Here is a 12,708-nt window from a genome sequence, read left to right as displayed (position 1 = left end):
AGGCCCGAGCATGTTCGACAGTGACGGATAACTTTCCGATTCTCGCGAAAGTTGGGCCCTTCGATGGCTCGGGGACCCAGGGACAGATCAAAGGAGATCGCACGATGAAAAAGCTCATCAACGCCCCCGAGGACGTGCTCGTCGAATCGCTCAAGGGAGTCGCGCTCGCACACCCCGAGCTGGCGGTCGACCTCGCGACCAGCGTCATCACGCGGGCGACGCCCAAGGATCAGGGCAAGGTCGCGATCGTCTCCGGTGGCGGATCGGGCCACGAGCCGCTGCACGGCGGGTACGTCGGCACGGGCATGCTCGACGCGGCCGTCGCGGGCGAGGTGTTCACCTCGCCGACTCCCGACCGCGTGCAGGCGGCGACCAAGGCCGTCGACCGCGGTGCCGGGGTGCTGCACATCGTCAAGAATTACACCGGCGACGTGCTCAACTTCGAGATGGCGGCCGAACTCGCCGAGATGGACGGCATCGAGGTCGGCACGGTCGTCGTCGACGACGACGTCGCCGTGCAGGACTCGCTCTACACCGCCGGTCGCCGCGGGGTCGGCCTCACTGTGCTGCTGGAGAAGATCGTCGGCGCGGCCGCCGAAGAGGGGCAGGATCTCGCCGCCGTCGTCGCCCTCGCCCAGCGCGTCAACGGCCAGGGGCGTTCGATGGGGATGGCGCTCACCAGCTGCACCGTGCCCGCGGCGGGCAAGCCCACGTTCGACCTCCCCGACGACCAGATGGAGATCGGCATCGGCATCCACGGCGAACCGGGTCGTCACCGCGAACCGCTCGCCCCGGCATCCGACATCGCCCGACAGCTCGTCGAACCGATCCTCGCCGACCTCGACTTCGCGGGCGACGCGATCGTGATGGTCAACGGCATGGGGGCGACGCCGCAGATCGAGCTGTACCTGATGTACGCCGAGGTCGCCGCCCTGCTCGAGAAGGCCGGCGTGCGGATCGCCCGCAACCTGGTCGGCAACTACATCACCTCGCTCGACATGGCCGGATGCTCGGTCACGGTGCTCAAAGCCGACGACGAACTGCTGCGCCTCTGGGATGCACCGGTCGTCACCCCGGGACTGCGCTGGGGTGCCTGAGCTTGTCGAAGGGCAGCGACTCGAGCATCGACGGAGAGAACGAAGGACGACCATGACCGACAGCATCACCACCGCCACCCTGCAGGACTGGATCACGCGCTTCGGCGCGGCGGTCGCCGAGAAGCGCGACTGGCTCACCGAGCTCGACTCCGCCATCGGCGACGCCGACCACGGAGCCAACATGACCCGGGGAATGAGCGCGGTCGCCGAGAAGCTCTCCGGCGGAGCCCCGGCGACGGCCGACGAGCTGCTGAAGAGCGTCGGCATGACGCTGGTGAGCTCGGTGGGCGGGGCGAGCGGGCCGCTCTACGGCACGTTCTTCCTGCGCACGGGGATGACGGCGGGAGCGGTGACCGAGCTCGATGCCGTCGGCCTCGCCGCCGCCCTGCGCGCCGGATTCGAGGGGGTCGTCGCCCGCGGAAAGGCGGAGGCGGGCGACAAGACCATGTTCGACGCGATGTCGCCGGCCGTCGATGCGCTCGACGCAGCGATCGCGGGGGGCGGCGACCTCGTCGAAGCGAGCAAGGCCGCGGCGGTCGCGGCCGCCAACGGCCGTGACGCGACGCTGCCATTGGTCGCGCGCAAGGGACGCGCCAGCTATCTGGGAGAGCGGAGTGCGGGGCACCTCGATCCGGGGGCGGCCTCCACCGCCCTGCTGTTCGAGACCCTCGCCGCGGCGATCGCGGAGAGCTGATGATCGGCATCGTCGCCGTCTCCCACAGTGCACGACTCGGGGAGGCGGCGCTCGAACTCGCCCTGCAGATGGTGCAGGGCGGGGGCGTGCGGGTGCGGGTCGCCGCGGGAGCGGGGACGGATGCCGAGGGCGCGCCGATCCTGGGCACCGATGCGGTGGCAGTGGCGGGTGCGATCGATGAGCTCGCCGCCGAGTGCGACGGTGTGCTCGTGCTGATGGACCTCGGCTCGGCCGTGATGAGCGCGGAACTCGCCCTCGAACTGCGCATGAGCGACGTGCCCGTGCGCCTCGCCCCGGCCCCGTTCGTCGAGGGACTTCTCGCCGCGGTCGTGTCGGCCGCGGCCGGGGGAGATCTCGACGCGGTGGCGGCCGAAGCATCCGCCGCGCTCGGCGCGAAGACCGCGCAGATCGGCGATCCCGATCCCGAGCCCGAGCCCGAGCACGAGCCCGCGTCCCCGGCCCCGGCGACTCCGGTCGTGGCTTCCTCCGCGGAGACGACGACCCGCATCGTGCGGGTGCGCAACCCGCAGGGCATCCACGCGCGCCCCGCAGCGCTGATCGCCGAGGCATCCGCCGGGGCCGATGTGCGCCTGCGACGCCTGCCCGACGGCCCCGAGGCGTCGGCGGCGAGCCTGTCCCGTCTGCTCATCCTCGGTGCACGGCAGGGCGACGAGCTCGAACTATCGGCTCAGGGTTCCGACGCGGAGGCAGCCCTGGACCGCCTCGTCACGCTCTTCGACGACGGGTTCGGCGAGGGAACCGAACCGCCCGCGGCATCCGCACCCGAGCCGGCATCGCCGACCGCCCTCGCCGCCCCCACCTCCGTTCCCGCGGGTTCCGTGCTGCGCGGACGCGGAGTGAGCCCCGGTCTCGCGGTCGGGCCGGTCGTGCATCCGGCGCCCGCGCTGCCCGAGCCGGACGCCGGAGTGGTGATCGCCGAGGCGGATCGCGACGCCGAGGTCGCGGCGATCGACACGGCGGCCGTCGCGGTCGCCGACCAGCTGCGTGCGCGCTCCGAGGGCGCATCCGGAGAAGCCCGGGCGATCCTCGAGGCCTCGCGGTTGCTCGCCTCCGACCCCGAACTCGTCTCGGAGGCCACCGCCCTCGTGCGCACGAAGGGTCGCAGCGCCGCACGCGCGGTGTGGGAAGCGGCGACGGCGCACGGGAAGGCACTCGGCGCTCTGGGCGGACGCACGGCGGAGCGCGCCGCCGATATCCGCGATGTGCGCGACCGCATCGTCGCTGAGCTCCTCGGCCTCGAGATGCCCGGAGTCCCGGAGCACGACGAGCCGTTCGTGCTCGTCGCCACCGATCTGGCTCCTGCAGATACCGCAGCCCTCGACGGCGGCACCTGCATCGCGCTCGTGACGGAGCAGGGCGGCCCGACCTCGCACACCGCGATCATCGCCCGCTCCCTCGGACTGCCCGCGATCGTCGGTGTCGCGGGCGCCACCGGGATCGCGGCCGGTGAGACCGTGCTCGTCGATGGCGGGCGCGGGAGCGTCGAGGTCGCGCCCGCCGACGATCGCATCGCGGCGGCGAGATCTGCCGCCGTGGTCGTCGCCTTCGACGGCGCCGGTCGTCTCGCCGACGGGCACACGCTGCCGCTGCTCGCCAACGTCGGGGGCGCCGCAGATGCGGTGAGCGCCGCGGCCGCGCGGGCCGAGGGCGTCGGGCTGTTCCGCACCGAGTTCTGCTTCCTCGACAGGACGGATGCCCCGACCGTCGACGAGCAGGTCGCGGCGTATCGCGGGGTGCTCGCCGCCTTCCCCGACCGCAAGGTCGTCGTGCGCACGCTCGACGCGGGCAGCGACAAGCCGCTGCCCTTCGCCAACGCCGACGACGAAGACAATCCGGCCCTCGGCGTGCGCGGACTGCGCATCGCGCGGCGCTCGCCGCAGCTGCTCGACGATCAGCTGCGGGCGCTCGCACGGGCTGCTGCCGAGGAATCGGCCGATGTCGAGGTGATGGCACCGATGGTCGCCACGGTCGAGGAAGCGCGGGACTTCGCCGCGCGCGCACGGGCTGCTGGCATCGCGCGCGTCGGCATCATGATCGAGACGCCCTCGGCGGCGCTGCTCGCGGCCGAGCTGTTCGAGGTCGTCGACTTCGTGAGCCTCGGAACCAACGACCTGGCCCAGTACACACTCGCGGCCGACCGACTGCTGAGCGATCTCGGCGACCTCAACGACCCCTGGCAGCCCGCGGTGCTGCGGCTGATCGGCATGGTCGGCGATGCGGGGCGGGCGGCGGGGCGCGCGGTCGGGGTCTGCGGAGAGGCGGGCGGCGACCCGCTCCTCGCCCCGGTGCTGATCGGACTCGGAGCGACGTCGCTGTCGATGACCCCGCGTTCGCTCGGACGCGTGGCCGAGGCGCTGGCCGCCGTCACCCTCGACGACTGCGACCGAGCGGCTGCCGCGGTGCTCCGAGCGGCGACGGCCGAGGAGGCGCGCGCCGCGGCATCCGCCGTGCTCAGCGAGGGCAAGGCGGGCTGATCACACCTTGTTCACGAGCGTGAGCACGTCGTAGGTCGCGACCGCCTCGTCGTGCTGGTTGCGGATCACGGCGTCCCAGCGCACCTCGCCGTACTCATCGGTCTCGCGCGGGGTGATCTGCTTGGCGGTCAGCTCGACGCGGATCGCATCGTCGGGTGATACCGGAGTGAGGAACCGGAGGTTCTCGAGACCGTAGTTCGCGAGCACGGGTCCCGGTTCGGGATCGACGAAGAGTCCGGCGGCCCACGACACGAGCAGGTAGCCGTGCGCCACGCGGCCGGGGAAGAACGGGTTGGCGGCCGCGGCCTGCTCGTCCATGTGCGCGTAGAAGGTGTCGCCGGTGAAGTGCGCGAACGTCTCGATGTCGTCGAGGGTCACGGTGCGCGACTCCGAGGCGATCTGCTCGCCGATCCGCAGCTCGGCGAGCGACTTGCGGAACGGATGCCGGCCGTCGCTGTGCGCGGCAGCCCCCGCGTGCCACACACCGGTGAGGGCGGTGAGCATCTCGGGGGAGCCCTGCACGGCCGTGCGCTGCATGTGGTGCAGCACCGCACGGATGCCGCCGAGTTCCTCCCCGCCGCCCGCCCGACCCGGGCCGCCGTGCACGAGGTTCGGCAGGGGAGAACCGTGGCCCGTGGAGGAGCGGACATCATCGCGGTCGAGCAGCAGCATGCGTCCGTTGAACGGGGCGATCCGCGTCGCGAGCGCGACCGCCTGCGCCGGGTCGTGGGTGGCGACGCTCGTCACCAGCGACCCGCCCCCGCGGATGACCAGGTCGGCGGCCTGCGCGGTCGTCTCGTAGGTGAGCAGCGACGCCACCGGGCCGAAGGCCTCGATCTCGTGCACCGCGTCGGCCTGCGCGTCGTCGAAACGCAGCATCAGCGGAGCCACGAAGGCGCCCTCGTCGGCGAGTCCCGTCGAGCCGTCGGCGCGCACGACCCGGGGCGCATCGGTCGACCCGATGACGAGCCGCCCGCCCCCGGTCTGCAGCGCGCGCACCTGCCGCAGCACCTCGTCGCGCTGCGCGCGTGAGGCGAGGGGGCCCATGGTCACGCCTTCGGCGCGCGGATCGCCCAGCACCGTCTTGTTGGTGATGCGTGCACGCACGGCATCGATCACGGCGTCCGCAGAGTCGGCGGGCACGATCGCGCGACGGATCGCCGTGCACTTCTGCCCCGCCTTCGTCGTCATCTCGGTGACGAGCTGGCGCACGTACGCGTCGAACTCGGGGGTGCCCGTGACGGCATCGGTCCCCAGCACCGAGGCGTTGATCGAGTCGGTCTCGGTGGTGAAGCGCACACCGCCGGTCTGCACCGACGGATGCTGTCGCAGGCTCTCGGCCGTCGAGGCGCTGCCGGTGAACCCGACGATGTCGCCGAGGCGCAGATGGTCGAACAGCGAGGGCACACTCCCGCTCACGAGCTGCAGCGACCCCTCGGGCACGAGCCCGGAGTCGACGAGGATGCGCACCATCAGCTCGGCCAGATATCCGGTCGGCGTCGCGGGCTTGACGAGCGTCGGCATGCCGGCGAGGAACGCGGGGGCGAGCTTCTCGAGCGACCCCCACACCGGGAAGTTGAACGCGTTGATCTGCACGGCCACCCCCGGCAGCGTCGTGTAGACGTGGCGCCCGAGGAATGATCCGTCCTTCGACAGCGGCTCGACGGGGCCGTCGACGTGCACCGTGCTGTTGGGCAGCTCCCGGCGTCCCTTGCCCGAGTACGAGAAGAGCACCCCGATGCCGCCGTCGATGTCGACCCAGGAGTCGGCCTTCGTCGCGCCGGTGCGCGCCGACAGCGCGTAGAGCTCGTCCTTGCGCTCCGTCAGGGCGAGTGCGAACTGCTTGAGCAGAACCGCGCGCTGGTGAAAGGTCAGCGCCGCGAGGCTCGCCTGGCCCACCGTGCGGGCGTGCTCCAGGGCGCCGGCGAGGTCGAGGCCCTGCGACGAGACGCGTGCGACCACCTCGCCGGTCGAGGCGTCGCGCACCTCGGTCGCGGTCGCGCCATCGGCGGGCGTCCACCACGCACCCTGCACATAGCTCGGAAGGTACTCGGTCATCGCGTCTCCTCTGTCCAGTCGTAGAACCCGGCACCGCTCTTGCGGCCCAGGCGCCCCTCGGCGACCATGGTCCGCAGCAGTGCGGGCGGTGCGAAGCGGTCGCCCAGCTCGCGGGCGAGCTCTTCGGCGATGCTCAGGCGCACGTCGAGGCCGACGAGGTCGGTGGTGCGCAACGGGCCGACAGGATGCCGATACCCGAGCGTCATCGCGGCATCGATGTCGGCGGCCGAGGCGACCCCCTCCTCGAGCATCCGGATCGCCTCGAGACCGAGCATCACACCGAGCCGCGACGAGGCGAAGCCGGGGGAGTCGGCCACGACCACGGGCGTCTTGCCGAGAGCCGTCACCCAGCTGCGCGCCGCATCGATCACGGCGGCATCGGTCGCCGTGCCGTGCACGATCTCGACGAGCGCCGACGCGGGAACCGGGTTGAAGAAGTGCAATCCCAGAAAGCGCTCCGGCCGACGTCGACCGGCGGCGAGCCCGTCGATCGACAGCGACGAGGTGTTCGTGGCCAGCACGGCGGTCTCCGCGATGACGGCCTCGACCCGGGAGAGGGCGTCCTGCTTCAGCTCCGGATCCTCGGGAACCGCCTCGATCACCAGACCATCGTCGGCGAAGAGGGCGACGTCGACCCCCGTGCGCAGGCGGGCGGCGAGGCCTCCGGCGTCGAGCGCCGGGTCGCGGTCGACGGAGCGGCGGATGCTCTCGCCGACGCGCTGCGCCGCGGCATCCGCGCTCACCGCATCGCGCTCGACCACCGTGACGTGAGACCCCGCCAGCAGGAAGGCGTGCGCGATGCCCGCGCCCATCCGTCCTCCGCCGAGCACGCCGACGCGTTCCGGGGCGCTCATCGTCGCGCCCCGCGCTCGAGGAACTCGGTCATGCGTCGTGTCTTCTCGGGGCTCTCGAACAGTTCGGCCTGCAGGTGCTTCTCGATCTGCGGATGCTCCGACCGCGGCGCGCGCAGTGCGCGTTTGGTGTGACGGGTGGCGAGGGGATCGTTGAGCGCGATGCGGTCCGCGATCGTGTGCGCCGCGTCGAGGAGCTTCTCGGACGGGTGGATCGCCGAGACCAACCCCCAGGAAAGGGCATCGTCGGCGTCGAGGATGCGGCCGGTGAGCAGCAGATCGGCCGCCCGCGCCGCACCGACGATCTCGGGCAGACGCCACGTCGCGCCTGCGGCGGCCATGATGCCGAGTCCCGTCTCGGGGTTGCCCATGCGCAGAGACGGCGTGCCGATGCGCAGGTCGGCGGCGTAGGCGAGTTCGGCACCGCCACCGAGCACGTACCCGTCGAGTGCCGCGATCACCGGCATCGGCAGCTCGGCCACGCGGATGAAAGCTGCGGTGTTGATGGCGCGACGGGCGTCATCGGCACCGCGATCGCGCAACTGGGCGATGTCGGCGCCGGCGGCGAAGGTGCCACCCGCGCCGGTCAGGATCAGCGTGCGGGGATCGGCCTCGAGCTCGGCGCACAGGGCGTGCAGCGCATCGATGGTCTCCTGATCGATGGCGTTGCGCTTCTCGGGGCGATCGAGGGTCGCCACCACCCGGTCGGGGCGGCGGTCGACGCGCAGGGGCTCGCTCATCACACCCGCTCCACGATCATCGCGGTGCCCTGGCCGACGCCCACGCACATGGTCGCGAGTCCCAGGCCCGCACCCTCACGCTCCATGCGCCCGAGCAGGGTGACGACGATGCGGCAGCCGCTGGAGCCGAGCGGATGCCCGAGGGCGATCGCCCCGCCGTCGCGGTTCACGCGCTCCGGGTCGAGTCCGAGGCGGCGGATCGAGGCGAGGGACTGCGTCGCGAACGCTTCGTTCAGCTCGATCGCGCCGAGCGCGTCGACCGAGAGCCCGGTGCGGTGCAGCGCTTTCTCGGTGGCGGGGACCGGGCCGAGGCCCATGATCTCGGGGGCGAGGGCCGCCGAGGTGCTGGTCACGATGCGGGCGCGCGGGGTGAGCCCGTACCGCCGCACGGCTTCGCCGCTCGCGACGATCACGGCGGATGCCCCGTCATTCAGCGAGCTGGAGTTGCCCGCGGTCACGACGCCGCCGCCCGCCACCACGGGGCGGAGCGCCGCGAGTGCGTCGAGGCTGCTGTCGCGCCGCGGCCCCTCGTCGAGCGTGACGTCGCCGGCGCGCGTCGGAACGGCGACGATCTCGGCGGTGAAGCGCCCGGCATCCGTCGCCGCGATCGCCCGCTGATGACTGCGCAGCGCGAAGGCGTCGGCGTCGGCGCGCGTGATGCCCTCTCGGCGTGCGACCTCTTCGGCGGTCTCGGGCATCGTGAACGTGGCCTGCGCGCGAGCGGCGAGCCGCGGGTTCGTGAACCGCCAGCCGATCGACGTGTCGAAGGCCTCGCCGGGTTTCGCCCAGGCGTGATCGGGCTTCGCCTGCACCCAGGGCGCGCGGGTCATCGATTCCACGCCGCCGGCGACCATCAGCTCGGCGTCGCCGGCACGGATGGCTTGCGCTGCCATCGCGATCGCCGACATGCCCGAGGCGCACAGACGGTTCACCGTGATGCCCGGAACGTCGTCGGGGAGGCCGGCGAGCAGCACGGCCATGCGCGCGACGTTGCGGTTGTCTTCGCCGGCCTGATTCGCCGCGCCGAGGATCACCTCGTCGATCGCCTCATCGGGCACTCCCGCGCGGTCGACGGCGGCGCGCACCACGAGCGCGGCGAGATCGTCGGGGCGCACGGCGGCGAGTGCTCCGCCGTAGCGACCGATCGGGGTGCGAACCCCTCCGACCAGGTATGCCTCGGTCATATCCGGCTCCTCACACTCGGCCGAAGGCGTGCAGCGGATGCTCGATCAGTTCGACCACGCGGCGCAGGAAGCTCGCCGCATAGCCCCCGTCGCAGACGCGGTGGTCGAAGACGAGCGAGAGCTGCGCGATGCGCCGCGCCACGATCTCGCCCTCCACGACCCACGCGCGCTCGAGGATGCGTCCGATGCCGAGGATCGCGACATCGGGGTGGTTGATGATCGCCGCGGAACCGTCGACCCCGAGGCCGCCGTAGTTGTTCAGGGTGAACGTCGAGCCGCGCAGACGCTCGGGAGGCATCGTGCCCGAGCGAGCAGTCTCGGAGAGCTCGCGCAGCGCGTCGTCGAGCTGGGTGATCGAGAGGGCGTGCGCGGAGGGGATCACCGGCACCAGCAGCCCGCGCGGGGTGTCGGCCGCGATGCCGAGGTTCACGCCCTCGAAGGAGATGATCTCGGAGGCATCATCGCTCAGGCGCGAGGCGAGCACCGGATGCTCCTCCAGGGCGATGAGCGCGAACCGGGCGACGAGGGCCGTCAGCGAGGGAGCGCGATCGCCGCCTTCTGCCATCTCGCGCCGCAGATCCCACAGCCGCGTCGCGTCGACGTCGACCCAGACCGTGGCCTCGGGGATCTCGGAGCGGCTCCGGCTCAGTCGCGCGCTCACGGCCTTGCGCAGGGGCGACAGGCGCTCGCGGCTGCGAACGGTCAGGCCATCGAGCGTGCCGTCTGCGGGTGCGGGTGCGGGTGCAGGTGCGGGGGAGTCGGGGGTGCGAGCGGATGCCGGGTTCGGCACGCCGTCGACGGCATGATCGACCGCGGCGCGCAGCACATCGGCGCGGGTGACGGCGCCGTCGGCTCCGGTCGGCGTGATCGTGTGCACATCGAGTCCGAGATCGCGTGCGAGACGACGCACGAGCGGCGAGCGCACGGCGACCGTGCGCGCGGCAGGGGCGGTCGTCGACGGGGTGCTGAGCGCGACCACCGGAGCCCTTCGACGGCCCGAACCCCGTCGTTCCGACGTGCCGTACCCGATGAGTACGTTGCCCGACCCCGCCCGTTCCTCGGCGCGATACGCCTCGTGCTCGGCGGGGGCCGATGCATCCGGAGCCTTCCCTGCATCCGGAGCATCCGTCACTTCGAGCACCGGCGCACCGACCGAGATCGTGTCGCCCGCCTCACCGTGCAGCGCCGTCACGACGCCGGCGAACGGCGAGGGCAGCTCGACCACGCTCTTCGCGGTCTCGACCTCGGCGATCGGCTGATCGGTCGTGATCGTGTCGCCGACCGCGATGAGCCACTGCACCAGCCCCGCCTCGGTCAACCCTTCGCCGAGGTCGGGCAGCCGGAATACGTGGGCGGTCAGTGTGCTCATGACTCGTCCTCCCAGTGCAGGGTGTCGATGGCGTCGAGCACGCGGTCGACGTCGGGCAGGTACCAGTGCTCGAGCTTGGGGGGAGCGAACGGGGTGTCGAAGCCGGTGACCTTGCGCACCGGCGCCTCGAGGTATTCGAAGCAGCGCTCGAACACCCGTGCCTGGATCTCGGAGGCGACACTGACGTATCCCGGAGCCTCGGCGATCACGACCGCGCGGCCGGTCGCACGCACGGCGGCGGTGACGGTCGCGTCGTCGAAGGGCGAGAGCAAGCGCACGTCGATCACCTGCACGCTGCGGCCCTCGCCAGCGGCGACCTCGGCGGCCTCGAGCGCGAGCGGCACCGCGGCGCCGTAGGCGAGGAGAGTGACGTCCGTACCCTCGCGGGCGATGCGCGCGGTGCCGAGCGCGGCGGTCACCGAGGTGTCGACCTCGCCCTTCGACCAGTAGAGCTTCTTCGGCTCGAGGAAGACGACCGGGTCGGGCGAATCGATCGCGGCGCGCAGCAGCGAATAGGCGTCCTGGGGTGTGGAGGGGCTCACCACCGTGAGCCCGGGGGTGTGCGCGTAGTACGCCTCGGACGAGTCGCAGTGGTGCTCGACGCCGCCGATGCCTCCACCGAACGGGATGCGGACCACCAGGGGCATCCTGATCCCGCCACGCGTGCGATTGCCCATCTTCGCGACGTGGCTCACGACCTGCTCGAAGGCGGGCAGCGCGAACGCGTCGAACTGCATCTCGACCACGGGGCGCATGCCGTTCATGGCCATGCCCACCGCGGTGCCGACGATGCCCGACTCCGCCAGCGGGGTGTCGAAGCAGCGGTCCTCGCCGAAGCGGGCGGTCAGACCGTCGGTGATGCGGAACACCCCTCCGAGCGCCCCCACATCCTCTCCGAACACGACGACCTCGGGGTCGGCGGCGATCGCATCGGCCAGCGCGCGGTTCAGTGCCCCGGCCATCGTCATGGTCTGCGTCCGCCCCGGCGTCTGGCCGGCAGCGGAGACCGCCCCGTCGGTGCCGGGGGCGGGGCGTACGTCGTCGTGCGCAATGGTCATCGGGATGCTCCTGACTCGGTGCTCGCCGATGTCGATGAGGCCGCCTCGAACGCGGCCGAACGCTCGATCTCGCCGCGCAGCATCTGCCACTGCTCGTCGAGCTGCGGGGAACGGGTGGCGGTGACGAAGCGGAACAGGTCTTCGGGATCGAGGTCGGCGTCGGTGTTGAGGGCGGTGCGCAGGGCTGCGGCGATCTCGTCGGCGCTCGCCGCGTACTCGGCCTCGCGCGCCTCGTCGAGTGCGCCCGTCGCACGCAGGTGCGTGCGCAGCCGCACGAGCGGGTCGCGCTCCACCCAGGCCTGCACCTCCGCGCGCTCGCGGTAGCGCGTGTCGTCGTCGGCGTTGGTGTGCGCCTGCATCCGATAGGTGTGCGCCTCGACGAGCGAGGGGCCACCGCCCGCGCGGGCACGATCGACGGCCTCGCCCAGCACGGCCAGCACGGCGGCGACGTCGTTGCCGTCGACGCGTTGCCCGGGCATCCCGTATCCGATCGCCTTGTGCGCGAGCGAGGGAGCAGCCGTCTGGCGCGCGAGGGGCACGGAGATCGCGAACTCGTTGTTCTGCACGAAGAAGACGACCGGCACGCCGAACACGGCGGCGAAGTTCATCGCCTCGTGGAAGTCGCCCTCGCTGGTCGCGCCGTCGCCGCACAGGGCGAGCACCACGGTGTCGTCGCCCCGACGCGCGGCCGCATAGGCGAAGCCCACGGCGTGGAGCAGCTGCGTCGCCAGCGGAGTGGCCTGCGGGGCGACCCGGTGCGCGCGCACGTCGTAGCCCGAGTGCCAGTCGCCCTTGAGCAGCACCATCGCATCGGCGGGCGAGACGCCGCGCCCGATGATCGCCACCGCGTCGCGGTAGGTGGGGAAGAGCCAGTCCTCAGTTGCCATCGCGAGCGCGGCCCCGACCTGGCATGCTTCTTGCCCGTGCGACGACGGATAGACGGCCAGGCGGCCCTGGCGCACGAGCGCGCTGGCCTGGTCGTTGATGCGGCGCGCCTCGACCAGCCCGCGATAGGCGGCGAGCAGGGTCTCCCCGTCGGGGAGCGGGTAGTCCGGGTCGGCGGTGACGACGCCGTCGGCGTCGATCAACCGCACCGCGGAGTCGCGGGGGAGCATGTCATGGTGTTGCATCTGGTCGCCTTCCTCGCCGAGCCTGATGAGGA

General features: G+C 72.0%; 10 protein-coding genes. 3 read left to right on the top strand and 7 right to left on the bottom strand.

Features of this window, described 5'->3' with window-relative positions; translation table 11 throughout:
* Positions 1 to 104: 104 nt before the first annotated feature.
* The 3 genes from dhaK to ptsP are packed head-to-tail and all read left to right on the top strand — an operon-like array spanning position 105 to position 4,286.
* On the top strand, positions 105 to 1,097 hold the full coding sequence (gene dhaK / locus ACIOSY_RS05940; protein WP_400850482.1) for a dihydroxyacetone kinase subunit DhaK: 993 nt from the start codon (positions 105 to 107) through the stop codon (positions 1,095 to 1,097).
* A 52-nt stretch (positions 1,098 to 1,149) separates the two neighbouring features.
* Positions 1,150 to 1,791, top strand: coding sequence for a dihydroxyacetone kinase subunit DhaL (gene dhaL / locus ACIOSY_RS05935; protein ID WP_400850479.1), 642 nt, complete (start codon positions 1,150 to 1,152; stop codon positions 1,789 to 1,791).
* Positions 1,791 to 4,286, top strand: coding sequence for a phosphoenolpyruvate--protein phosphotransferase (gene ptsP, locus ACIOSY_RS05930; RefSeq protein ID WP_400850476.1), 2,496 nt, complete (start codon positions 1,791 to 1,793; stop codon positions 4,284 to 4,286). The genes dhaL and ptsP overlap by 1 nt, the downstream gene beginning before the upstream one ends.
* Here the strand turns inward: ptsP and paaZ are convergent, their stop codons facing one another.
* Genes paaZ through ACIOSY_RS05895 form a run of 7 tightly spaced genes read right to left on the bottom strand, consistent with a single transcriptional unit; the run spans position 4,287 to position 12,676 of the window.
* Entirely contained in the window at positions 4,287 to 6,344 is a 2,058-nt protein-coding gene (paaZ, locus tag ACIOSY_RS05925; protein ID WP_400850473.1) for a phenylacetic acid degradation bifunctional protein PaaZ, read from the bottom strand.
* The gene (locus ACIOSY_RS05920) at positions 6,341 to 7,198 is read right to left on the bottom strand and encodes a 3-hydroxyacyl-CoA dehydrogenase family protein (RefSeq protein ID WP_400850470.1); all 858 of its coding nucleotides are present in this window, start codon (positions 7,196 to 7,198) and stop codon (positions 6,341 to 6,343) included. Before ACIOSY_RS05920 ends, paaZ begins: the two co-directional genes overlap by 4 nt.
* The gene (locus ACIOSY_RS05915; protein ID WP_400850467.1) at positions 7,195 to 7,935 is read right to left on the bottom strand and encodes an enoyl-CoA hydratase/isomerase family protein; all 741 of its coding nucleotides are present in this window, start codon (positions 7,933 to 7,935) and stop codon (positions 7,195 to 7,197) included. The genes ACIOSY_RS05920 and ACIOSY_RS05915 overlap by 4 nt, the downstream gene beginning before the upstream one ends.
* Positions 7,935 to 9,119: a thiolase family protein gene (locus ACIOSY_RS05910; RefSeq protein WP_400850464.1), complete on the bottom strand. Its 1,185-nt coding sequence runs from the start codon at positions 9,117 to 9,119 to the stop codon at positions 7,935 to 7,937. The genes ACIOSY_RS05915 and ACIOSY_RS05910 overlap by 1 nt, the downstream gene beginning before the upstream one ends.
* 10 nt (positions 9,120 to 9,129) lie before the next feature.
* Positions 9,130 to 10,488: a dihydrolipoamide acetyltransferase family protein gene (locus tag ACIOSY_RS05905; RefSeq protein ID WP_400850461.1), complete on the bottom strand. Its 1,359-nt coding sequence runs from the start codon at positions 10,486 to 10,488 to the stop codon at positions 9,130 to 9,132.
* Entirely contained in the window at positions 10,485 to 11,546 is a 1,062-nt protein-coding gene (locus ACIOSY_RS05900) for an alpha-ketoacid dehydrogenase subunit beta (protein WP_400850458.1), read from the bottom strand. Before ACIOSY_RS05900 ends, ACIOSY_RS05905 begins: the two co-directional genes overlap by 4 nt.
* The gene (locus ACIOSY_RS05895; protein ID WP_400850455.1) at positions 11,543 to 12,676 is read right to left on the bottom strand and encodes a thiamine pyrophosphate-dependent enzyme; all 1,134 of its coding nucleotides are present in this window, start codon (positions 12,674 to 12,676) and stop codon (positions 11,543 to 11,545) included. Before ACIOSY_RS05895 ends, ACIOSY_RS05900 begins: the two co-directional genes overlap by 4 nt.
* Positions 12,677 to 12,708 lie beyond the last annotated feature (32 nt).

The sequence above is a fragment of the Microbacterium sp. NPDC087665 genome, from assembly GCF_044743285.1.
Taxonomy (GTDB): Bacteria; Actinomycetota; Actinomycetes; order Actinomycetales; family Microbacteriaceae; genus Microbacterium.
This window is presented reverse-complemented; position numbering and strand designations above follow the sequence as displayed.